The sequence below is a fragment of the Lactobacillus sp. WILCCON 0059 genome, from assembly GCF_057197985.1.
The window spans coordinates 2,187,142-2,209,030 of record NZ_JBUBHN010000001.1; the positions used below are offsets into that span (position 1 = coordinate 2,187,142).

Here is a 21,889-nt window from a genome sequence, read left to right on the forward strand (position 1 = left end):
CTATTGCTTCTTCAGCAAGTCCAGCATCTTGTCCTGGACGGCACTTTCATCGCTTGAGCCGATGATCCCGTTAGCCGCCCGCTTGGCTTCCGGCAAAGCAGTAGCTGTCGCGTAGCTCTGGCCTACATATTGCAGCATGGCCACGTCGTTGCCCCCGTCGCCGAAAGCGACCATTTCGTCAGCCGGGATATTGTAGCGCTGGCCCAAAAGCTTGAGACCCACCGCCTTGTTCATGCCCAGCTTGCTGATGTCAACGGCTGAGTCGCTGCCGGCCACCATGTCCAAGTTCGGGAATTCCCGCTTGAGCTGCTGGGCAAAGGCTGATGACTCCCCTTCCTCGGTCGCCACAGTAAACTTGAAGATCCGGTCCTTGACGCTTTCGTAGTCATCCACCACTTTCAGTTCCTGGTAAAAAAGGTGGAGGTAGTTGCAAAATTCTTCCCCATAACTCTTCAAGGTGTAGGCGCTATTCACCCCGGCCAAGACAGTCGGGTGGTCCTGGCCGTACTTTTCCTTGATCTGGCGGATCGTAGCCAGTTCATCGCTGTTTAAGTCCACGATGTTGAGGATTTCCCGGCCTTTGAGGACATAAGCCCCGTTTTCAGCCACAAAATAGAGCTGGCTGAGGTATTCTTTCGGGAAACGGGTCACCAGGTTTTCATACTGGTTGCCGCTGGCGATGACGAACTTGACCCCCTTTTCCTTGGCCAGGTCCATGATTTGCGCGAACTTGTCCAGGTCGTAGGTTTTCTTGGAAGTCAGCCAAGTTCCATCCATGTCGGTTGCAAGCAATTTAATCATTTTTTCTTCCTTTCTAACTGCTTTTTCGCTAAAAGATCTTTAACGTTATAGAATACCAAAATTTCGCCCTCCTTGCAAAATTAGGGGCTCACGGGGGGCGGTGCGGGAGTTTGGCTGTGGCTACGGTAAAAACGGGGATGAGTTTTGCGAGATTTGGACGTGGCTACGGTAAAAGCGGGGACAGTTTTGCGGGATTTGGACGTGGCTACGGTAAAAACGGGGACAGTTTTGCGGGATTTGGACGTGGCTACGGTAAAAACGGGGATAGTTTTGCGGGATTTGGACGTGGCTACGGTAAAAGCGGGGATGAGTTTGCGGGATTTGGATGTGGCTACGGTAAAAACGGGGATGAGTTTGCGGGATTTGGACGTGGCTACGGTAAAAACGGGGATGAGTTTGCGGGATTTGGACGTGGCTGCGGTAAAAACGGGGATGAGTTTGCGGGATTTGGACGTGGCTACGGTAAAAACGGGGATAGTTTTGCAGGATTTGGACGTGGCTGCGGTAAAAATGGGGATAGTTTTGTGTAATTTGGATGTGGCTACGGTAAAAACGGGGATAGTTTTGCGAAATTTGGCCCTGGCTACGGTAAAAATGGGGATAGTTTTGCGGGATTTGGACGTGGCTGCGGTAAAAACGGGGATAGTTTTGTGTAATTTGGACGTGGCTGCGGTAAAAACGGGGATAGTTCATCGCTTCGAGCCCCGCTTTTTACTGAGCCACAGCCTTTTTCAAAAATTTTAGCCCCGCTTTTTACTGGGCCACGACCTTTTCCAATAATTTTAGCCCCGCTTTTTACTGAACCACGGCCTTTTTCAATAATTTTAGCCCCGCTTTTTACTGTACCACGGCCTTTTTCAATAATTTGAGCCCCGCTTTTTACTGAGCCACGGTCTTTTTCAATAATTTTAGCCCCGCTTTTTACTGAGCCACGGTCTTTTTCAATAATTTTAGCCCCGCTTTTTACTGAGCCACGGCCTTTTTCAATAATTTTAACCCCAGTTTTTACTGAGCCACATGAACCTAAAAAAATAGAACACCTACTTCAAACAATCTCCGAAATTCTTTTCTAAAATTTCCTCAGCTTTCACTTGCTCGGTTAGAGATAAATGCGAATTAGCAGAAATATTGGTTGAATATTTGTGCCATTCTCTTAAGGTCAACAGTTCCTCCGGCGAAAACTTATCAAAAGTGAAAGTTATCCCAACAATTTTATTCGCTTTGCCGCTCTTGACCACTTCGTAGCTCAAATTGCCAAAAAATGGTATCAGTTGAAGTACAGCGGGCTTAATCTTATTCCTCATTACCTCATAATTCGAATAGCTATCCGGCACCGCCAGAATTTCCCGAATCTGCTCAAAGGACACCTGGTAGCAGCCGGCTGCTGAAGCTTGCAGCAGCTTGCGGAACAAAGTCTTGGCGTTGTTTAGGCTGATTCGGCGCAGCAATTGATAATTCCAGCAGGTGAAGTCCTTCGTGCAGCCGTTAAACAGGAACGAGTACTTCTTGCTAACGCTGACCGTCAATTTCTTGTCTTCATACTTAGCCTTTTGAAAAAGCTTGCTCTGTTGCATGAACTCAGCCAATTCGCTTAACTGCTGATCAAGCCGCAAAAAATCACGCCCACCATAGCCAGCCCCAGTCCGCAACTCACTTCGGGTCAGCTGGAGCGTGCCGCACCCGAAACCATAAAGCCGGCCCACGATCAGCCACAACATATTCTGCTGCTTTCCGGTCAAGCCTGTGAGCGGATAATCATTTAACCGCCCATGATACGTCACGTTCTGCGCAAGCGGAATTCCAAGCCTGACAGCCTGGCTGATCTGTCTGGCTTTATCCAGATGCGCCTGCGTCAACTTAAAACGGACATTGGCTGGATAGGTCCGCCGATCAGGCAGGCGCTGGCTTTGAATCGCCTGCTCAATTGCCTGGATCTGCTGCTGATTCAGCGAGGCGAACCCGTCATTGCTCAAAAACAGATTCAAGACCGACAGCTTGACCACCTGCGAACCAGCCCGCTGCAGATCCTCCTGGTTCTTCAGCTTGAAGTCATCATTCCCCAGCCGGTTGATCACCACCACAATCGTCTTAATAAAATTGGGACTGATCCCTATTGGCTGCAGGACTTGCGCCAGCGCCTCCTTGTGGTAGCTAATCTGATCATAAATGCCCCGGCCCAGCCGGTTAAAGTCGAAAAGCTTCCCCACAATTTTGCGCACCTTGACTTCAATACAATAAATGCCGGTACTGGTAATCACCAAATTATCAATTTGGTTATCGCCAACTGGCCGATTTCTATCATATTTGCAGGGCAGAATCACATTATGAAAAACTGCCGCCGCGACGGACTTGACCGCCTGATCGACTAGCCACTCACCCGCCGCGCCCGCTAATAGATTTTCCGCATTCACCAACTGCTCTTGCGTCAAAGTCGCTGCCTGGTCCGCCCCCAGCTGGTTATAGCTGACCAGCAAGCCGTTCAGCTCGCGCACCCCAGCCAAATTCTGATCAGACAGCTGCCGGGTGTGGTCATAGTCCGGATTGATCAGCTGCTCAGCTGCCTGGGCCGATTGCACGACGGCGTCATTTTCAACTTCTTCACTGGCCAGGTACCAATTTGTCCACATTCGTTCCATAAGATCGCTCCTTTGCTTAGTCTCTCTACTGACTATTACACGAAAGAAGCGATTTTTACCTAAAATAAAACGAAAACGGTCTTCTGAGACTGCAAGTCACAAGAAGGCCGCTATCGCATCGATCCATAAATTATTACGGACGATCTTCGCTTTAATTAAGAATGATCAATTGTATAGCTATGACGTAGCCAAACATAACCAAAGACTTTTGTCATAAAAATTGATCCAATAGATATTATAACAGCCTCTTTTTCGAAATTACAGAAGGTGGCTGTATTTACCATGCCCTAAATCAGATATTTGACTTGATTCTCCAGGAGCCATTTCCCGATTAGGCCCTTATTTCAAAATAAAATTGCCTAAAATCGTTGATAACACTTGACTTAGAGTAGAAAATTAGTTCTTTTGGTCAATTGGTTTCTTCCAGAAGCCCAAGATCAAAGCAGCAACGATTGAGCCGATAGCTACGGCGCCCAGGTAGCCAAGCCAGTTGGTTGACAGAGCGATAACCCAGAAACCACCGTGAGGTGCAGGCACGCCGACATGCCACAGACCTACCAGGGCCCCACCGACAGCACTGCCGATGATTGATGAAACGATAACGTGCAGCGGGTCAGCACTGGCGAATGGGATGGCCCCTTCAGTGATGAAGGAGAAGCCCAGGATCCAGTTGGAAACGCCGGCCCGGCGTTCGTCTTCAGTAAACTTGTCCTTGAAGAAAGTAGTAGCGATCGCAGTCGCGAATGGGGCTACCATACCACCGACCATAACAGCAGCCATCAAGATAGCTGAAGTCTTGGAAGTCGGGTCGTTGGCGAAGGCACCTGAAGCGAAGACGTAAGCGGCCTTGTTGAAAGGACCACCCATGTCGATACTCATCATGCCGGCCAAGACAGTGGTCAAGAGAACCAGGTTGCCAGTGCCCATGCCGTTCAAGAAGTTGGTAATAACCGCGTTCAAGGCACCGAAAATTGGGTTGACGATGTAGTACATAATCAAGGCAACCAGGAGCAGGCCGAAGATTGGGTAGAGAAGCATTGGCTTCATACCTTCAACGCTCTTTGGCAGCTTAGCGAAGAGCTTCTTGAGGCCCAGGATCAAGTAACCGGCGATGAAACCGATGGCAATCCCGCCCAAAAAGCCGGCTGGTGAAGCGGCCTTGGCGTTAACGTTAACAGCGTAAGAACCACCCAAGGATGAGTTGGTGATTGAGGCCATGAAGCCACCGACGAAACCTGGCATCAAGGCTGGCAGGTCACCGATTGATTCAGCGATGTAGCCGGCCAGAACTGGAACCATGAAGGCGAAGGCCAGGTTACCAGCACTGTTCAAGAAGATGAAGGCCGGGCTCTTGGCACCACCCATGTATTGTTCAACCAAGAAGGAGATGGCCATCAAGATACCACCGCCGATAACGAACGGAAGCATGTGGGAAATCCCGCTCATCAAGTGCCGGTAGATGGTTGACCATACGCCGCCGTTGCTTGCTGAAGTGCTTTCGTTTGCTTCACCGGCTTCAGCGTGGTAAACGCTGCCCTTGCCGGACAGGATGTCGTCAACCAGTTGGTCCGGCTTATTGATCCCGTCAACAACTGGGTGCTTAACCAGTTCCTTGCCGTCAAAGCGGGCCATCTTGACCTGCTTGTCGGAAGCAATGATAACACCCTTAGCCCGCTTGATTTCGTCAGCAGTCAGTTCGTGCTTAACGCCTTCTGAACCGTTGGTTTCAATCCGGACTTCAACGCCGCGCTTTTCACCGGCCTTGATCAAGGCTTCTTCAGCCATGTAAGTGTGGGCGATCCCGTTGATGCAGGCAGTAACGCCAACGATCAATGGCTTTTCGTCTTCACTTTCAGCCTTCTTGGCTTCTGCTTCCTTCTTAGCGGCCAGCTTGGCTTCACGTTCAGCGTCTTCCTTGTCCTTGTCAGCTTCTGCCTGGCTGAAGAGGTCGATAACTTCGTCAGGAGTCTTGGCTGCCTTCAGCTTTTCAACCAGGTCAGGGTTGATCAAAAGGCTGCTCAGCTTAGCCAGGGCTTGCAAGTGGGTGTTGTCAGCACCAGCTGGGGCAGTGATCATGAAGAAGAGGTGGACTGGCTGCTGGTCTAATGAGTCGAAGTCCACGCCCTTTTCGCTCTTGGCAAAAAGCACCCGAGCCTTGTTGATGTATTCGTTTCTGGCGTGAGGCATGGCAATCCCGCCACCGATCCCGGTAGTAGATTCCTTTTCCCGGGCCCAGATGGATTCAACGAACTTTTCCTTGTTGTTGACGATGCCCGTAGCTACTTCCAAGTCGGCCATTTCATTGATGGCGTCGTCCTTGGTGGTGGCCTTTAAGTCCATAATCATGGACTCTGGGCTCAAAATATCTTTAATCCGCATCTTTATTTCCTCAGTTACTAAAAATACTCTGTTACTTTTTATTCCCTTTATTCAACGACGTCGATCTTGATTTGCGGCAAAACGGCGTCGATTTGGCTCTTGACCGCGATGTCTTCAGTGAAGGCCGTAGCCCCGCCGCAGGCACTGCCGACCCGGAGGCCTTCAGCAGCGTCGTGCTTTTCAAACCAAGTGCCGACGAAACCGGCAATCATGGAGTCCCCGGCACCAACGGAGTTGACCGCCGTACCCTTGGCCGCGTTAGCGTGGTAGACGTGGTCAGCAGTTACCAGGTAAGCACCTTCGCCAGCCATGGAGATCATGACGTTTTGGGCACCCATCTTCTGCAGCTTCTTGGCTGCTTCCAGCATGTCGGCAGTTGATGAGAAGCTAGTGTCAAAGAGGTCAGCCAGTTCGTGGTGGTTTGGCTTGATGACCAATGGGTTGAACTTCAAAGTCCGAAGCAAAGCTTCACCAGTCGTGTCAACAACGAATTCCGCTCCCTTTTCCCGAATCAAAGGCAAAAGGCTTTCGTAGAAGTCAGTTGGCAGGCTTGGTGCCAGGCTGCCGCTCAAAACAACGACATCACCTGCTTCCAGGTCGTCCAGGCGGGACTTGAAGGCTGCGACTTCCTGGTCGGTAATGTTCGGACCAGCCGCGTTGATTTCAGTTTCCACCTGGGCGTGGATCTTAACGTTCACCCGGGTGTCGTCGCTGATTCTTACGAAGTCGCTGTTGATCTTCTTGACGTTCAATTGGCGGATCAGTTCTTCGCCGGTAAAGCCGCCGACAAAGCCCCAGGCGGTGTTGTCCACGCCTAATTGGTTAAGAATCTGGGAAACGTTGATCCCCTTGCCCCCAGCCAGGAACTGGGTGTCGCTTGACCGGTTGGTCTCCCCGTCCTTGACTTCTGGCAGTTGCAGAACATAGTCCAAAGCTGGGTTGACAGTCACGGTGTAAATCATTATTCAGCCTCCTCAAGTTGAATATTTACTGGCAATTTCTCCCGGTCACCTGCTTCCAGACGGCTGATAATGGTCACCTGGTCGGTCTTGGCGAATTCGGCAAAAGTTACCGCGTTAAATTTGCTGCGGTCGATTAAAACGAAAGCCTGCTGACTTTGCTGGATAGCTGTCCTCTTCACGGCAGCTTCCTCAGTGTCCGGCGTGGTCAAAAAGCCGGCCGGGCTCAAGGCGTTGGCCCCGATGAAAGCCGCGTTGAAGTTCAGTTCCTGCAGGCGGGAGACAGTGGTCGCGCCAATGGCCGCGTGGGTCTGACGCTTGACGTGCCCGCCTAAAAGGCAGCAGTCAATTCCCGCGTCAGTCAGGGCCAGGGCTGTTTCCAGCCCGTTGGTTACCACATGCAGGCCGCTGATCTCTTTTAAGAAGGGAACCATTTCATAAATGGTCGTCCCCGCGTCCAAAAAGAGATAGTCGTGCGGGTGCACCTTCTTGGCGGCCAGCCTGGCAATGGCCAGCTTGTCTTCCTTGTTCAGATTGAAGCGGATCTGCTGAGCCACGTCCTGGCCAAAGGCCTGCAGGCTCTGTGCTCCGCCGTGGACCCGTTTAAGCAGGCCCCGGTCTTCCATTTCACTCAGATCGCGTCTGATCGTCGACTCAGATGTCGAGGTCAAGCGGCAAAGTTCCGTTACGCGGCAAATCTGATGTTCGTCTACATAATGGGCAATCATTTGTTGCCGTTCTTCCGTCAGCATCTTTATCTCACCTCGATATATATTGTAAAGGCTTTCTCGGTCAAAAGCAATCATTTTCCGTCAAAAATGAGCGCTTTTTCTAAAAATTTGACTGTTTTTGACTGAACACAAAAAAGCCAAGCAAAAAAGACCAGGGCTTCCTGGTCTTTTATTTAATCATATAGATATTTCTGGCAGGCCTGGCGGGGATCTTGCCCGTTTCTGATCGCCAGAGCCAGTTCGATCGTCACGTCAGCGATGATCGACTGGGGGTCGATCACCTGGTAAGGGTGGTCCGGCGCCTGCTCCTGGGCTAAGGAAAGTTCCGTGCAGCCCAGCAGGATCACGTCGCAGCCATAGTCGTCGTGCATCTTGCGGAGGATCTCATGGTAGAGCTCCTTGTCGACGATCCCCTTCTCCTTGATGTCCCGGTAGATCAGTTCCGTCACCATCGGCTGGATCTCGGGACCGCCGAATTCGACTTCCCGGCCGATCCGGTGGATCTCGTCTTCATAAAGGTGGTCGTAAATTGACCCTTCAGTCGCGATCAAGCCGATCTTCGGGCTGTCCGGGTACTGGTCAGCATACTTGTGCACGGCAATCCGCATCATGTGCAGGAAGGGAATGTCGGTCAAGGCCGCCAGGTCGTCGTAAAAGTAGTGGGCCGTGTTGCAGGGCATGACCATGAAGTCCGGCCCCAGCTTGGCCTGGCCTAAAACATCTTCTTTAAGCGCATTGAAAAAATTCGGCTGGCTGTGGTCCTTGATGTAGGCCGTCCGGTCTGGCACCTGGGCATCGTTGACCAGGATGTAGTTCAAGTAGTCCTGGTCCTTGCTGATCTTGACCCGGTGGTTGATCAAGCGGACATAGCTTTCGGTCGCGATGGTCCCCATCCCGCCGATAATGCTGAAGAAATGCTTCAAATAATATCAATCCTTACTTTTCTAATTCCTGGACCACCTGCCGGGCGATAACAATGTCGCCGGCATATGGGGTGTCTACCCCGCGGACCTTCTGGAAGGCGTCAGCCCCCTTGCCGCAGAGCAGGACCACGTCGTCTGGGCCAGCTTCGGAAATAGCTTCCTTGATGGCCTTTTCCCGGTCCAGTTCGATAACCGTTTCACACTTGGAGTGGTCGATCCCGGCATCGATTTCCTCACAGATGTCCTGGGCACTTTCAAAGCCAGGGTCGTCCGTAGTTAGGTAGGCCTTGTCAGCTTCAGCCGTCAAGCTTTCGCTGAAGCCCAGCCGGCGGGAAATCCCCTTGTCCCCAGGCGCGCCGACAACGACGATGACCCGCGGGTTGGTGAATTCCCGGCGCATGAAGCGCATCAAAGCCAGCATGGAGGCCTTGTTGTGGGCATAGTCCACCACGATCAAACCGTGCTTTTGGGTAGTGACGGTTTCCATCCGGCCTGGGATGGTCACGTGCCGGATACCTTTAGCGCAGTCTTCGTAGCTCATCCCGGCTAAACCAGCCCCGATGATAGCACCGGTAGCGTTGGTTTCGTTGAAGTCCCCGATCATCTGCAGGGTGTATTCACCAGAGATCGGCAGCTTGCGGGCCTTGCTTGAAGCTGTGGTCAAGGTGAACTTGGTTTCAGCCAGGTCAGTTTCCACAGACTTGTAGCGGAAGTCGATCGGCTTCTTCAGATCCGGGTTTTCAAAGCCGTCCCGGGCAAACAGGTAGATGCTGTCCGGGTTGGTCGTGGTCGTTGCTGCCGCGTAGACATCGGCGAAGCGGTCAGTTTCCGCGTTGATGATGCACTTGCGGGAGTTGACCAAAAGCTGCAGCTTGCAGTGAAGGTAGTCCTCAAAGTCCGGGTGCTCGTTGACCCCGATATGGTCCGGGCTGATGTTCAAGAAGAAGCCCAGGTCGTAAGTCAGGCCAAAGACCCGGCTCTTCTTGTAGGCTTGGGATGACACTTCCATAACCATGTGGGTCATGCCGTTGTCCACTGCCCGCCGCATGTCTCTGAACAAGTCCAGTGATTCCGGCGTGGTCAAGCTGGACTTAAAGGTGTCTTCCGGAGCTGGCCCGAGGATGTTGTTGACTGAGGACAAAAGAGCGGTCCGGCCGCCGTTGAGCTGGTCCAGCATCCCCTTTAAGAAGTAGGCGGAAGTGGTCTTGCCCTTGGTCCCGGTAAAGCCGACCAGGAAGAGGTCGTCTTGCGGGAAGCGGTAGAAGGCAGCTGACAAAAGAGCCATCGCCTTGGACACGTTGCGGACGATCAAGGCATGCATCCCCGTGCCTTCCGGGTATGGCTGCTCAGCCACGTAGGCAATTGCCCCGTTTTCCTTGGCCATGGTCAGGTAGGTTGGCCGAAAGCCCGCCCCCTTGCAGAAGAAGAGGCTGTTGTTCTGGACGTCGCGTGAGTCATAAGAAACAGCCTCCATCCGGCTCTGGACAGTGTCCTGGACGGCACTGGACTTGAGCAGGTGGTGTTCTTTCAAGATTAAAATACAGGTGTTTAATGAGATGCTCATTTTTACTCCTCACTGTCAATTAAGATTCAGTTCAAATTATACCACAGGTCTATGAGCGAAGTTATTGGCCTGGGGATCCCGGGGCAAGAGAATGATAAAACTGGTCCAATCCTTGTTTGATTCACAGCGGATCGTTCCCCCGTGCAATTCAACGACCCCCTGGACGATGGACAGGCCTAAGCCCGTACCGCCGGTCTTGGTGTTGCGCGAGCTTTCCACCCGGTAGAAGCGGTCAAAAATCTTCTTCAATTTATCCTTGGGAATCGGTTCCCCGTTGTTCTCCACCCGCAGCTCAACCTGCTCATGGTTGATCAGGTTGGCCACCAGGTTGATCCGGCTGGCCCCAGCCGCGTACTTCAAGGCATTGGAGATCAAGTTGTTGTAGACCCGGACCAGCTTTTCCACGTCGGCGTTGACGATCAAGTCGTCCGGCCGGGCTTTAACGTTAAAGGCAATGCCCTTCTTTTCAGCTTCCAGTTCAAAGCCGGCCGCCACCTGCTCCATCATGCCCTTGATATTGATTGGGGTCACGTTCAGCTTGGTCTTTGTCGACTTCAAGGTGGTGTACTCAAAAAGGTCATTGGCCAGGGACTTCATCTGCTCAGCCTTGTCATAGGCGATATTGATGTACTTGAGCATGTCCTCCTGGCTGGTCACTGCCCCGTTCTTAAGCAGGCCCAGGTAGCCGATGATGCTGGTTAAAGGAGTCCGGATGTCGTGGGAAACATTGGTGATCAATTCGTCTTTTGACTGTTCGATCGCCTTTTCTTCATTGATCGCCCCCACAGTTGAGTCAACCAGGGAGTTGATGGAGTCGATCACCTTCTGCATGTCAGTATTGACGCTAAAGGAAATCCGGTGGTCAAAGTGACCGTTGGCGATATAGTGCAATTCAGAAATGATGTGCCGCAACTGCATCTGGTGGTAGCGGCGGATCAAGCGCCAGTATAAGACGACGACGTCGGCGATTCCCATCATGATGATCCCGATTCTTTCCCAGGACCAGATATGGTAGCCTGGCCCGATCGTCATTGTTCTTTTCAAAAAATAGATGCCGTTGACCAAGCTCTTGTCCTGCAGGACCGCCAAATGGTAAAGGATGATGACGGACATGTTCAAGAGCAGCATGATGATGATTGTCACCACGCCTTCCGCGAAAAGCTCGCTCTTTTCAGCCGCGGTCAGCTTGACCCGGGGCCGCTTGCCCTGGACGACTTGCTGTTCTTTTTTATCTTGCTTAGGCTTCAACCTTGTAACCTACACCCCATACAGTCTTGATGACTTCCTCGCCATCGGTGGCCTTCTGGATCTTGTCCCGCAAGTGGGAAACATGAACCATGACCGTCTTGGCGCTAACGATGGACTCTTGCTGCCAGACCCGCTCGAAGATCTCATCAGCTGAGAAGACCCGGTTGGGGTGGCTGGCCAAAAGGTAGAGAATGCCGAATTCCAGGGCCGTCAGCTGAATTTCCTTGCCTTCGACCGTCTTGACCTCATGGGAGTCCTTGTTGATGATCAAGGGACCAACTTCCAGAACGTCAGGTTCTTCTTCCTTGACCTGCTTCTGGCTGCGGCGCAAAAGGGACCGGACCCGGGCCATTACTTCCAGGGGATTGAACGGCTTGGACACGTAGTCATCAGCCCCGGTGATGAGCCCCTGGATCTTGTCCATGTCGCCGGTCTTGGCGCTGACGATGATGATCGGAATATCGGAATCTTTGCGGACTTCCTTGACCACATCGATCCCTGACATGTTCGGCATCATCACATCCAGAATCATCAAGGCAATATCCGGCGTGGTCGAGAGCTTGGTCAGGGCTTCCTTGCCATTATATGCGGCAATTGGCTCATAGCCTTCATTCTTCAAATAAATGCTTAAGAGTTCCACGATTTCGTGGTCATCGTCGACAACGAGAATTTTCATCTGCTAAACCTCTTCTATTCCAAACTTATCTAACCTATATTGTAACCTTTATTTTAACCAATATACCAAAAAGAGCGTACTTTGACGTACGCTCAAACTTGGATTTTAGCAAAAAATAAGATTCGCCCTTATTGGATTTCTTTTTTGCCGGTGTAGAGCTCGTAGTAGTAGCCCTGCTTGGCCAGAAGCTGGTCGTGGTTGCCGGCTTCCAGGACCCGGCCGTGGTCCAGCACCATGATCAAGTCGGAGTTGACGATGGTGGACAAACGGTGGGCGATAACAAAGCTGGTCCGGCCAGCCAAAAGGTTGTCCATCCCGGCTTGCACCAGGCGCTCAGTCCGGGTGTCGATGGAACTGGTGGCTTCGTCCAGGATCATGACCGGCTTGTCAGCGATCATGGCCCGGGCAATGGAGAGCAGCTGCAGCTGCCCTTGGGAAAGGTCGCCGCCGCCCCCGTCAATGACCGTTTCATAGCCGTCATCCAGGTCATGAATGAATTCGTCGGCCCGGGCCAGGCGGGCTGCCTGGTAGACGTCGTCATCCGAGGCGTCAGGCCGGCCGAAGCGGATGTTTTCCATAACGTTGCCGGTAAACATGTGGGTTTCCTGCAAAACGATGGAGACGGACTTGCGGAGGTCATCTTTTTTGATATCCATGATATCGATGCCGTCGTAAGTGATCGTGCCGGAATTGATTTCATAGAAGCGGTTGATCATGCTGGAGATGGTGGTCTTCCCGGCCCCGGTTTCCCCGACCAAGGCCACCTTCATGCCTGGCTTGGCATCAAGGGAGATGTCATGCAGGATCTGCTTGCCTGGCACGTAGCCGAAGTTGACGTGGTCAAAGACGATGTGCCCCTTGACTGGGACGTACTTAAAGCCGTTTTCAGTTGGGACCTTCCACTGCCAGGCATTCTTGACGCCTGGCTTTTCTTCAATAGTGACCTGGCCATCGTCGACTTCAACTTTTTCATCCAGAACCTGGAAAATCCGCCGGGCCCCGGCAATGGCTAAAACGATAGCGTTCAGCTGCTGGGAAATCTGTGCGATTGGCATGATGAAGGCCTTGGACAGCTGCATGAAGGAAGCCAGTGCCCCCAAGGTCAGCGGAATATTGCCGGCTAAGATAGCCGCCCCGCCGATCAAGGCAATCAAAACGTAGAGCAGGTTGCCGATGTTGCCCATGATCGGGAACAAGATGGTAGCATAGGTGTTGGCCTTGCCTGAGGCAACCCGCAGCTGTTCGTTGTATTTGTCAAAGTCCGCCTTGGCTTCTGGCTCATGGGAGAAGACCTTGATGACCTTTAAGCCGTTGAGCATTTCTTCGTTGTAGCCGTTGACCAGCCCCACAGTCTTTTGCTGCTGGTCAAAGTAGTAGCTGGACTTCTTGGTCAGGTAGCGGACAACTCCCAAAGACAGGAGGACCACTGCCAAAGAAACCAGGGTCAATTGCCAGCTGAGGTAGAACATCCCCGCCAAAACAAAGACCACGGAAAAGACCGAGTTGGCGAACATCGGCAGGGCTTGAGAAATCATCTGCATCAAGGTGTCGATGTCGTTGGTGTAGCGGGACATGATGTCGCCGTATTCGTTTTGGTCGAAAAAGGCGATCGGCAGCCGCTGCATGTGGCTAAACATTTCATTTCTGATCTGCTTTTGCACCTGCTGGGACAAAACCATCATCAGCAAGGTGAAAAGGTAGTTGGCCACCAGCCCGATGGCGTAAATGCCGGCCATGAGCAAAACTGCATGAGCCAGAGGGCCGAAGTCCGGGCTCTTTTGCTTAAGCATGGGCGTAATATAGCGGTCGATAACCTGTTCAATGAACAAGGAGCCGACGACAGAAGCTGCCGCGCTGATGATCACGGAGACCAGGGAAATGATCAAAGATGCCGGACTAACCCGGTAGACGTACTTCAGCAGGCGGTTCAAGGTCTGCATTTGTGATGGTTGCTGAGCTTGTTTTTTAGTCATCGATTATCACCTACTTGCTGTTTTCTTCCTGGAACTTGGCGATGGATGAGTACAAGTCGTTGCGCTTGATCAATTCATCGTGAGTTCCGACGTCTTCGATCTGCCCGTAGTTCATGACCACGATCCGGTCAGCATCCTTGATGGACACGATCCGCTGGGAAATGATGATCTTGGTCGTTTCCGGCAGGTCCCGCTTCAAGGCTTCCCGGATTTCCCGCTCGGTCTTAGTGTCAACGGCACTGGTAGAGTCATCCAAGATCAAGATCTTTGGCTTCTTCAAAAGAGCCCGGGCAATGGTGATCCGCTGCTTTTGCCCCCCGGAAACGTTGTTGCCGCCTTGTTCGACCATGGTGTCGTAGCCATCTGGCATTTCCCGGATAAAGCCGTCAGCGTGGGCAATCTTGGCTGCTTGGACGATTTCCTCGTCACTGGCGTTTTCATTGCCCCACTTGAGGTTGTCCTTGATAGTGCCGGAGAAAAGGACGTTCTTTTGCAAAACGACCGCCACGTTGTCACGCAAAGTCTTGAGGTCGTAAGAGCGCACGTTGTGGCCGCCGACTCTGACTGCCCCGCCGGTCACGTCGTAAAGACGGGGAATCATGGAGATCAAGGTTGACTTGGAGGATCCGGTTTCCCCGATGATCCCCAGGGTTTCCCCGGACTTGATCCGCAGGTCGATGTCCTTTAAGGCGTAGTGGGCGTCTTCCTTGTCGTACTTGAAGTCAACGTGGTCAAAAACGATTTCCCCGTTGGTAACGCTGGTCAAAGGCGACTTGGCCGGGTTGACGATGGTCGGCTTAGCCGTCAAAACGTCAGCTACCCGGTGCCCGCTTGACTGGGCCATCATCAGCTGGGTGAAGATCATGGACAGGATCATCAAAGACATCAAGATGGACATGGTGTAAGAGAACATGGAAACCAGCTGGCCAGTTGCCAGTTCGTGGCCCACGATCAGTTTTGCCCCAAACCAGGACAGGGCCAGCATGACGGCATCGATCATTAAAGTCATGACCGGGCCGTTGAAGGCCATGATGAACATGGCCCGGCTGAAGAGCTTGTAGATCTTGCTAGTGGACTTTTCAAAGTTCTCAATCTGCTCTTCTTCATGGACGTAGGTCTTGACTTCCCGGACCCCGCGGATGTTTTCCCGGACCTTCCGGTTCAGTTCATCATAAGCCCGGAAGATTCTCGGGAAGTACGGCCGGGCATTCTTGATGATCAAGATCATGGCAAAAGCCAAAACAGGAACGGCCACAAGGAAGACCAGGGTCAATTTCCAGCTGATCGTCGCTGCCATGACAAGCGAAATGATCATCATAAACGGTGCCCGGACGGCCATTCTGATGCTCATCTGGTAAGCCTGCTGGATGTTGTTGGTGTCGGTCGTCAGCCGGGTCACCAGACTGGCGCTGGAGAACTTGTCAATGTTTTCAAATGAGAAGTCCTGCATGTGGTAGAACATGTCCTGGCGGAGGTTGGCGGTAAAGCCGGCTGCCGCGTGGGCTGAAAAGTAGCTGGCACTGGCCCCCAGAACCAGGGAGACCAGGGTCAGCAGGATGGTAAACAAACCCATCTTGCGCACATAGTCCATGTCACCCTTGTTGATCCCGTTGTCAATCAAGAGTCCCATGATATACGGGATATACATTTCAATGAAGACCTCGCCAATAACGCACAAAGGAGACAAGAGCGTCTCTTTTTTGTACTGGCGGACGGACTTCAATAAAGTCTTAAGCATTGATGACCTCCTTTTTCATTGCTTTTTATAAAAAATCGTCAAACAAAAACAAATAGATGCTCAGCATCTATTTGTTCTTTAATTATCAGCTATTTATTTTACACCCATTGAGAATAAAAAGCACGCTATTGATTTACTTTTTCTTCATGGTCAGCTTATCCGGGCTGAGAGAGGTCCCTTCAATCCCGTAGTGGCGGCGAAGCAGCCAGCGGATCCCGTAAGCAACAGCGGCCACCAGGATGTCAGCCCAGCCTGGCAGAACCGGGTTGATGACGGACAAGGCCGGAATTGAGAGGACAAAGACGATCAGCATGATGATCAAAAGTGACCCCAGAAGGCCCCAGATCACCTTGCCCCAGGCCGGCTTGCCGGTCTTCGGGTCAGGCTGCATCCAGGAGTTGTATTTGGTGAAGTACCAGCCCATGGCCAGACCCATCACGATCAAGGTCACGATCCCGGAACCAGAGGATGTGGACTTGCTGTTGTCCGTGAACAATTGCAAGACCCCAAACAAAACCGTCAGCATAGCCGTGTAGAAGAGGGCACCGTCCAGGGCAACCAGCTTGTCTGGCACCTTTTCCGGCTTAACGACCGGGTGCAGGATCTGGCTGGCCTTCAGCTTTGGCGCCGCGCCAAACAAAACGTTGGCCGGCTGCCCCTTGATCTGGGCGTCGTAGATTTCCGGCAAAAGGCTGTCGATCTTGCCGTCAGCGTCGCCTTCGCTCAAGCCCCCGGCAACCAGTTCCTTCTTCAAGCGGTAGATGTAGTCCTTGTTCTTGTTGGACAATTTCCCCCGGAGTTCTTCCGGGTTCTCCTGCTTGATGCTTTCCGTCTTGGCTTCTGCCTGCCCCTGCTTTTGCAGCTTGGCTTGAGAAGCGTTCTTAACTTGCTTTTCTTCGCTCACTTCTGTCTCCTGTCTTATACGTTAAATCTGAATTCGATGATGTCGCCGTCCTGGACTTCGTAGTCCTTGCCTTCCAGGCGGACTCTGCCAGCTTCCTTGATCTTCTGCATGCTTTCGTACTTGTCCAGGTCTTCGAAGGAAACGACTTCGGCCCGGATGAAGCCCCGTTCAAAGTCGGAGTGGATGACCCCGGCGACTTGCGGCGCCTTCATGCCCTGGTGGAAGGTCCAGGCCCGGGTTTCCTTGCCCCCGGCCGTAAAGAAGGTTCTAAGACCCAGCAGGTGGTAGGCAGCCCGGATCAAACGGTCCAAACCGGATTCTTCCACCCCTTCAGCTGCCAGCATTTCTGCCTTTTCTTCATCGTCCAGGCCGGCGATTTCTTCTTCGATGGCCGCGGAGATGCCCAGGCAGCCAGCGCCTTCCTTGTCGGCGTGGGCCTTGACGATTTGGTAGTACTTGTCGCTTTCCGGATCAGCCATGGATTCTTCAGCGATGTTGGCCACGTAAATGACTGGCTTGGAAGTCAAGAGGAAGAGGCCCTTGACGATCTTGGCTTCGTCGTCATTGAACTTGATGGACCGGACCGGGTCGCCGGCTTCCAGAACTGGCTTGATCTTTTGCAGGACATTGTATTCAGCCATGGCTTCCTTGTCCTTTTGCTGGGCCATCTTCTGCACCTTGCCGATCCGGCGGTCAACTGAGTCCAGGTCAGCGTAGATCAGTTCCAGGTTGATGGTGTCGATGTCTTCTTCCGGGTCAACCTTGCCGGAGACGGAAGTGATGTTTTCATCGTCAAAAGCCCGGACCACGTGCACGATGGCGTCGGTTTGGCGGATGTTTTCCAGGAACTTGTTGCCCAGGCCTTCACCCTTGGAAGCCCCCTTGACCAAGCCGGCGATGTCGGTGAATTCAAAAGTCGTGTGGACGACCTTCTTGGCCGGGATCAGTTCCTGGATTCTGGCCAGGCGCTTGTCCGGCACTTCAACCATCCCCACGTTTGGTTCAATAGTCGCGAATGGGTAGTTGGCCATTTCCGCGCCCGCCTTGGTAATTGCGTTAAACAGAGTTGACTTGCCGACGTTTGGCAAACCGACGATACCAGCAGTTAAAGCCATATTTTGTAATTCCTCTTTCTTGTTTTTTCTTGCTTGCGTGTTTAATTCTTGGCCTTTTGGCCAGATTAGTCAATGCCTAGCCGAAATTTGGCCGGGCGATGTCTTCCTTTGGCACGTAAAAATCGCTCTTCAGGTTGACGGGATCATTGCTCTTGGCTAAGAGCTTCTTGACCTTCTTGTTGAAGTCAGCCCGCGGCATCATGACCACATGCCCGCAGCCCATGCATTTGAGGCGGATGTCGGCGCCCAGGCGCAGGACCTCCCAGTTGTTGGTCTGGCAAGCGTGGGGCTTCTTCATTTCAACCGTGTCCGCCAAGTCAAAAGTAAAATTTTTAGTCATCGAGATTCACACCTAACAAATCCAGAATCCGGTTCAATTCATCCGGGGAAGCAAAGTCAATTGACAAGTGCCCCTTCCCCGTCTTGTTTTCAGTAATGCTTACCGGCGAGCCGAACTTGGCCGCCAATTGGCTTTCGCTGGCCCGGACAAAGGCCGACTTGCCGGCATTCTTTTTCTTCTGCTTCTGCCCGCGCTCGTTCATCTTGGCCACCAGCGCCTCAACCTTGCGGACCGGCATCCCTTCCTTGACCACCCGCTTGGCCAGTTCATCGATTCTGTCCTTGTCCTTCAAGCCCAGGAGGGTTCTGGCCTGGCCCATGGACAATTCCCCTCTTTGCAAAAGGCCCTTGGTCTTCTGCGGCAGGGTAAGCAGGCGGAGGTAGTTGGTGATGTAAGGACGGGACTTGCCCATCTTCTTGGAAACCTCTTCCTGGGTCAGGCCCAGGTTCTTTTGCAGCATTTCATAAGCCTGGGCTTCTTCCAAAGGAGTCAGGTCTTCCCGCTGCAGATTTTCCAGGATGGCCACTTCCATCATCTGGCTTTCGTCAAACTGGCGGATGATGGCCGGGATGGTAGCCTGGCCGGCTAATTCGGAAGCCCGGCAGCGGCGCTCACCGGCGATGATTTCGTAGCCGCCGACTGACCGGCGGACGATGATCGGCTGCAGAACCCCGTTTTCCTTGATGGATTCGGCCAGTTCGGCCAGCTTCTTTTCGTCGAAGTTCTTCCGCGGCTGGTAAGGGTTGGGCCGGACTTCTGCCAGAGGCAGGTCTTCGATTTCCTCGGCCGGCTTTACCTGGGGCTCTTCTTCAAAAAGCGCCCCCAAGCCCCGGCCCAGGCCGCCCTTCTTCTTTTCCTGTTTCTTATTTCTTGAGTCTCTTGCCATGAGCCTTCAGCACCTCTTTTGCTAAGTCATCATAAACCTTGGCCCCGCGCGAACTTGGCGCGTATTCCGTGATTGCCTCCCCATAGCTTGGCGCTTCGGCCAGCTTGGTAATGCGCGGGATGATCGTCTTGTAGACCCGGTCGCCGAAATATTCCTTGACCTGCTGGACCACGTCAGCCCCCAGGTTGGTCCGGGCATCCAGCATGGTCAAAAGGACCCCTTCCACGCCCAGGTCCTTGTTGAAGTGCTTCTGGACTAAGCGGATGGTGTTGAGCAGCTGGCTCAGCCCTTCCATAGCGTAGTATTCGCTTTGGACCGGAATCAAAATCGACTGGCTGGCCGTAAAGGCGTTGATGGACAATTGCCCCAAAGAAGGAGGACAGTCGATAAAGACGAAGTCATACTTGTCGCCCAAGTCTTCAATGGCCCCCTTCAAGCGGGTTTCCCGGGCCATCATGCTGATCAGCTCAGTTTCGGCCCCGGCCAAATTGATCGTGGCCGGCACGATGTCCAGCTTCTTGCTGCTGGTCGGCTTGATGGCTGAGGCAATCGGGATTTCATCGATTAAGACATTATAGATGTCGTACTCGATGGTTGACTTCTCAATCCCCAAGCCTGAGGTGGCATTGCCCTGCGGGTCAATGTCGACAATCAATACCTTGTAGCCTCTCTTAGCAATGGAGGCGGCCAAATTGATGGTCGTCGTGGTTTTGCCAACGCCGCCCTTCTGGTTGGCGACTGCAATGACGCTGCCCATGCTAGTCCTCCTTTTTCTTTCTCTGATTCTTCATCACAATGGTGATCTGGTATTCATCCGGGCTCTTGGCCTCGGTGATTTTGACTTTCACGCCGGATTCCTTGGCCAGTTTGACCGCCTGCTTGATCGTGTTGATCTGCAGCTGCATGTCCCGATCATAGCGGACCACCGGCTTCTTTTTAACAACCGGCTTAGGATTGGCCAGCTTAACCGCCCGCTCTTCCGTCTCTTTCACGCTGAGGCCCTGCTCGGTGACCTCCTTGGCCAATTTCACCTGGTCTTCCTCGCTTAAGCCCAAGATGGCCCGGCCGTGGCGGGCGCTAAGGTCGCCTTTGGCCAAAAGTTCTTGCACGGGTTCGGCCAGCTTGAGCAGGCGGAGCTTATTGGCCACGTAAGACTGGGACTTGCCTATGTCCTGGGCCAGCTGGGTCTGGGTCAAGTCGTTGAGCTCCATCAATTGCTCATAAGCCTGGGCCTCATCGATTGGGTTCAGGTTTTCCCTTTGCAGGTTTTCAATCAAGGCCAAAGAAGCGGTCTGCTGGTCATCGAGATTGTTCACGATGGCCGGGATCTTTTCCCAGCCCAGGCTCTTAGCCGCCCGGAAGCGGCGCTCGCCGGCGATGATTTCGTAGCCGCCCTGGTCCTGGCGGACAATGATCGGCTGCAAGAGCCCTTCTTCTTGCAAGGTCTGGGCCAATTGCTGGATGGAATCGTCGCTAAAAGTCCTTCTTGGCTGGTAGCGGTTCGGATGGATTTCCGCTAAAGGCAGGTCCTGGACCTGCTTGTTTTGGGGAATTTCATTTCGATGGAAAAAACCAAAAGCCATTTGGGAACCTCCAAAAAACTACAAGGGTTTCCGGTTCGGCGTGCCTGCCTGGCGCGGGTACTTGCCCGGAGTTGCCTTGACCTTGTCAATCAGGACGAGGGTCCTTTCTTCATCGCTGCCCGGCAAGGTGAAGACCCGGCTGAAGACAGCTTCGCCGCCCAGTTTCTTCAGGGCATTCTTGGCGTCTTCCAGCTCTTCGTCAGCCCGCGGGCCCTTTAAAGCCAGGAACTTGCCGCCGACTTTGGCCAGGGGTAGGCAGTATTCGCTTAAAACGCTCATTCTGGCCACGGCCCGGGCGGTTACCAGGTCAAACTTTTCCCGGTAGTCCGGGTTCTGCCCTACATCTTCGGCTCGGCCGTGCACCAAGTTCACGCCTTCGATGCCAAGTTTCTCCAGCAAGTCGGACAAGAAGTTCAGCCGCTTGCCTAAAGAGTCAACGATGGTGACTTCCAGGTCCGGGCGGAGAATCTTGATCGGCAGTGACGGAAAGCCGGCCCCGGCCCCGACATCGCAGAGCTTGGCCCCTTCGCTAAAGACCTCTGGCCAGAGCAAAAGCGGGGTCACGCTGTCGTAGAAGTGCTTGAGGTAGACCTCGTCTTCGTCCGTGATCCGGGTAAGGTTGACATGTTCGTTGACCCGGACCAATTCCTTAAAATATGTTTTAAATTGTTGCTCTTGGACAGGAGACAACTTAAAATTAGATTTTGACAATGTTTCTGCAAAAAGTTCAGGATTCATTCTTTCACCTGTGAAACTGTGTTTCACACCCTTAAATGTAACGCAAAAAGCAATCTTGCGCAAAAAAATGTTACACAAACTATCTTAACAATTATGGATTATTTTTGCTTGAAGGTCAAAAATAATCCTTGGAAAATTACAGCTAAAAACAAAGGATAAAAAGATGCTCTTAGTTATTTTCGTCATTCTCTATATCGCCTGGCAGACCTACAAGGGCTACCACGTAGGTTTCTCCAAGCGGATCGTCAACCTGATCTTCGCCGGTCTGGTCTTCATGCTGGCCATTATGCTGCAAAACCCAATCGGCAATCTGATCTACACCCAGTTCGTCCAAGGACAGGCGGGGGACTCCAGCATGGTCTTGCAGGCCTGCCGCTTCGGGGCCTTCTTCGCCCTCTTCTTCATCCTCAAGCAGGTCGCCAAGATCTTCAAGGCCTGGCTGCCAGATCAAGAGACCAAGACTGGTTTCACGGCCACTTTGGACCACATCGCCGGGGCCATCGTTTCTTTCGTGGCCTCCTACTTCTTCATGTATGTGGTCCTGTCCATCCTCAACTCAGTCGGCGTCAGTCAGCTGAGCCAGATGATCAGCGATTCCCAGCTGCTCAGTTTCATCGTCAACGACACGCCAGGTCTGTCAACCGGGGTCTTCAAGACTCTCTTCAGCGTCAGCCGAACTACTGCCTAAAAAAAGC

At 52.7% G+C, this 21,889-nt stretch carries 20 protein-coding genes and 1 pseudogene; 3 read left to right on the forward strand and 18 right to left on the reverse strand.

What is annotated here, in order from left to right:
- Window positions 1-801: an HAD family hydrolase gene (locus ACYVUT_RS10275; protein WP_484502004.1), complete on the reverse strand. Its 801-nt coding sequence runs from the start codon at window positions 799-801 to the stop codon at window positions 1-3.
- A gap of 159 nt (window positions 802-960) precedes the next feature.
- Here ACYVUT_RS10275 and ACYVUT_RS10280 point away from each other — a divergent pair, with 159 nt between their 5' ends.
- On the forward strand, window positions 961-1,545 hold the full coding sequence (locus ACYVUT_RS10280; RefSeq protein ID WP_484502005.1) for a hypothetical protein: 585 nt from the start codon (window positions 961-963) through the stop codon (window positions 1,543-1,545).
- A gap of 296 nt (window positions 1,546-1,841) precedes the next feature.
- On the opposite strand, the gene ACYVUT_RS10285 is transcribed toward ACYVUT_RS10280, so the two are convergent.
- Entirely contained in the window at window positions 1,842-3,437 is a 1,596-nt protein-coding gene (locus ACYVUT_RS10285; RefSeq protein WP_484502006.1) for an NERD domain-containing protein, read from the reverse strand.
- Between the two features lie 67 nt (window positions 3,438-3,504).
- Between ACYVUT_RS10285 and ACYVUT_RS10290 the strand changes: the two are divergent.
- Window positions 3,505-3,654 (forward strand): annotated as a pseudogene (locus tag ACYVUT_RS10290) (IS110 family transposase); the annotation flags it as partial.
- A gap of 179 nt (window positions 3,655-3,833) precedes the next feature.
- Here ACYVUT_RS10290 and ACYVUT_RS10295 read toward each other — a convergent pair.
- The 16 genes from ACYVUT_RS10295 to rsmG all read right to left on the reverse strand — a co-directional run bounded on the left by ACYVUT_RS10295 (window position 3,834) and on the right by rsmG (window position 21,194).
- Window positions 3,834-5,816 carry a PTS fructose transporter subunit IIABC gene (locus tag ACYVUT_RS10295; protein WP_439775587.1) on the reverse strand — a complete coding sequence of 661 codons (1,983 nt, stop codon included), beginning with the start codon at window positions 5,814-5,816 and terminating at the stop codon, window positions 3,834-3,836.
- 47 nt (window positions 5,817-5,863) lie between these two features.
- Entirely contained in the window at window positions 5,864-6,778 is a 915-nt protein-coding gene (gene pfkB, locus ACYVUT_RS10300; protein WP_439775588.1) for a 1-phosphofructokinase, read from the reverse strand.
- Window positions 6,778-7,527 carry a DeoR/GlpR family DNA-binding transcription regulator gene (locus tag ACYVUT_RS10305; RefSeq protein WP_439775589.1) on the reverse strand — a complete coding sequence of 250 codons (750 nt, stop codon included), beginning with the start codon at window positions 7,525-7,527 and terminating at the stop codon, window positions 6,778-6,780. The genes pfkB and ACYVUT_RS10305 overlap by 1 nt, the downstream gene beginning before the upstream one ends.
- A 152-nt stretch (window positions 7,528-7,679) precedes the next feature.
- Window positions 7,680-8,429, reverse strand: a complete 750-nt coding sequence (locus ACYVUT_RS10310; protein ID WP_439775590.1) for an aspartate/glutamate racemase family protein — start codon at window positions 8,427-8,429, stop codon at window positions 7,680-7,682.
- Between the two features lie 13 nt (window positions 8,430-8,442).
- Window positions 8,443-9,993, reverse strand: coding sequence for a UDP-N-acetylmuramoyl-L-alanyl-D-glutamate--2,6-diaminopimelate ligase (locus ACYVUT_RS10315; protein ID WP_484500808.1), 1,551 nt, complete (start codon window positions 9,991-9,993; stop codon window positions 8,443-8,445).
- Between the two features lie 36 nt (window positions 9,994-10,029).
- Window positions 10,030-11,241 (reverse strand): sensor histidine kinase, encoded by a 1,212-nt coding sequence (locus ACYVUT_RS10320; RefSeq protein ID WP_439775592.1) that lies wholly within the window; start codon window positions 11,239-11,241, stop codon window positions 10,030-10,032.
- Window positions 11,231-11,917 (reverse strand): response regulator transcription factor CroR, encoded by a 687-nt coding sequence (gene croR / locus ACYVUT_RS10325; RefSeq protein WP_201330739.1) that lies wholly within the window; start codon window positions 11,915-11,917, stop codon window positions 11,231-11,233. The genes ACYVUT_RS10320 and croR overlap by 11 nt, the downstream gene beginning before the upstream one ends.
- 128 nt (window positions 11,918-12,045) lie before the next feature.
- On the reverse strand, window positions 12,046-13,890 hold the full coding sequence (locus ACYVUT_RS10330; protein ID WP_484500809.1) for an ABC transporter ATP-binding protein: 1,845 nt from the start codon (window positions 13,888-13,890) through the stop codon (window positions 12,046-12,048).
- A 10-nt stretch (window positions 13,891-13,900) separates the two neighbouring features.
- A complete protein-coding gene (locus ACYVUT_RS10335) occupies window positions 13,901-15,628 on the reverse strand; it encodes an ABC transporter ATP-binding protein (protein WP_484500810.1) in 1,728 nt (575 codons plus the stop codon).
- 133 nt (window positions 15,629-15,761) lie between these two features.
- Window positions 15,762-16,532, reverse strand: coding sequence for a DUF1129 domain-containing protein (locus tag ACYVUT_RS10340; RefSeq protein WP_439775595.1), 771 nt, complete (start codon window positions 16,530-16,532; stop codon window positions 15,762-15,764).
- Between the two features lie 14 nt (window positions 16,533-16,546).
- Window positions 16,547-17,647, reverse strand: a complete 1,101-nt coding sequence (ychF, locus tag ACYVUT_RS10345) for a redox-regulated ATPase YchF (protein WP_439775596.1) — start codon at window positions 17,645-17,647, stop codon at window positions 16,547-16,549.
- A gap of 76 nt (window positions 17,648-17,723) precedes the next feature.
- On the reverse strand, window positions 17,724-17,987 hold the full coding sequence (locus tag ACYVUT_RS10350) for a DUF951 domain-containing protein (RefSeq protein ID WP_484500811.1): 264 nt from the start codon (window positions 17,985-17,987) through the stop codon (window positions 17,724-17,726).
- A complete protein-coding gene (locus tag ACYVUT_RS10355; protein ID WP_003624700.1) occupies window positions 17,980-18,873 on the reverse strand; it encodes a ParB/RepB/Spo0J family partition protein in 894 nt (297 codons plus the stop codon). Before ACYVUT_RS10355 ends, ACYVUT_RS10350 begins: the two co-directional genes overlap by 8 nt.
- Complete coding sequence (locus ACYVUT_RS10360) at window positions 18,851-19,630, reverse strand: ParA family protein (protein WP_003621113.1); 780 nt, start codon at window positions 19,628-19,630, stop codon at window positions 18,851-18,853. Before ACYVUT_RS10360 ends, ACYVUT_RS10355 begins: the two co-directional genes overlap by 23 nt.
- Before the next feature lies 1 nt (window position 19,631).
- Window positions 19,632-20,456: a nucleoid occlusion protein gene (gene noc, locus ACYVUT_RS10365; RefSeq protein ID WP_484500813.1), complete on the reverse strand. Its 825-nt coding sequence runs from the start codon at window positions 20,454-20,456 to the stop codon at window positions 19,632-19,634.
- Window positions 20,457-20,474: 18 nt separating this feature from the next.
- Entirely contained in the window at window positions 20,475-21,194 is a 720-nt protein-coding gene (gene rsmG, locus ACYVUT_RS10370; protein WP_439775600.1) for a 16S rRNA (guanine(527)-N(7))-methyltransferase RsmG, read from the reverse strand.
- Window positions 21,195-21,357: 163 nt separating this feature from the next.
- Here rsmG and ACYVUT_RS10375 point away from each other — a divergent pair, with 163 nt between their 5' ends.
- Window positions 21,358-21,882 (forward strand): CvpA family protein, encoded by a 525-nt coding sequence (locus tag ACYVUT_RS10375; RefSeq protein WP_439775601.1) that lies wholly within the window; start codon window positions 21,358-21,360, stop codon window positions 21,880-21,882.
- The last annotated feature ends 7 nt before the right edge of the window (window positions 21,883-21,889 follow it).

Excerpts from the sequence above, each read along its gene's own strand:
- ACYVUT_RS10355 (WP_003624700.1), bottom strand. The coding sequence starts at position 18,873 with ATGGCAAGAGACTCAAGAAATAAGAAACAGGAAAAGAAGAAGGGCGGC.
- noc (WP_484500813.1), bottom strand. The coding sequence starts at position 20,456 with ATGGCTTTTGGTTTTTTCCATCGAAATGAAATTCCCCAAAACAAGCAG.
- ACYVUT_RS10285 (WP_484502006.1), bottom strand. The coding sequence starts at position 3,437 with ATGGAACGAATGTGGACAAATTGGTACCTGGCCAGTGAAGAAGTTGAA.
- ychF (WP_439775596.1), bottom strand. The coding sequence starts at position 17,647 with ATGGCTTTAACTGCTGGTATCGTCGGTTTGCCAAACGTCGGCAAGTCA.
- ACYVUT_RS10360 (WP_003621113.1), bottom strand. The coding sequence starts at position 19,630 with ATGGGCAGCGTCATTGCAGTCGCCAACCAGAAGGGCGGCGTTGGCAAA.
- pfkB (WP_439775588.1), bottom strand. The coding sequence starts at position 6,778 with ATGATTTACACCGTGACTGTCAACCCAGCTTTGGACTATGTTCTGCAA.
- croR (WP_201330739.1), bottom strand. The coding sequence starts at position 11,917 with ATGAAAATTCTCGTTGTCGACGATGACCACGAAATCGTGGAACTCTTA.
- rsmG (WP_439775600.1), bottom strand. The coding sequence starts at position 21,194 with ATGAATCCTGAACTTTTTGCAGAAACATTGTCAAAATCTAATTTTAAG.
- ACYVUT_RS10350 (WP_484500811.1), bottom strand. The coding sequence starts at position 17,987 with ATGACTAAAAATTTTACTTTTGACTTGGCGGACACGGTTGAAATGAAG.
- ACYVUT_RS10315 (WP_484500808.1), bottom strand. The coding sequence starts at position 9,993 with ATGAGCATCTCATTAAACACCTGTATTTTAATCTTGAAAGAACACCAC.
- ACYVUT_RS10330 (WP_484500809.1), bottom strand. The coding sequence starts at position 13,890 with ATGACTAAAAAACAAGCTCAGCAACCATCACAAATGCAGACCTTGAAC.
- ACYVUT_RS10375 (WP_439775601.1), top strand. The coding sequence starts at position 21,358 with ATGCTCTTAGTTATTTTCGTCATTCTCTATATCGCCTGGCAGACCTAC.
- ACYVUT_RS10305 (WP_439775589.1), bottom strand. The coding sequence starts at position 7,527 with ATGCTGACGGAAGAACGGCAACAAATGATTGCCCATTATGTAGACGAA.
- ACYVUT_RS10335 (WP_484500810.1), bottom strand. The coding sequence starts at position 15,628 with ATGCTTAAGACTTTATTGAAGTCCGTCCGCCAGTACAAAAAAGAGACG.
- ACYVUT_RS10295 (WP_439775587.1), bottom strand. The coding sequence starts at position 5,816 with ATGCGGATTAAAGATATTTTGAGCCCAGAGTCCATGATTATGGACTTA.
- ACYVUT_RS10275 (WP_484502004.1), bottom strand. The coding sequence starts at position 801 with ATGATTAAATTGCTTGCAACCGACATGGATGGAACTTGGCTGACTTCC.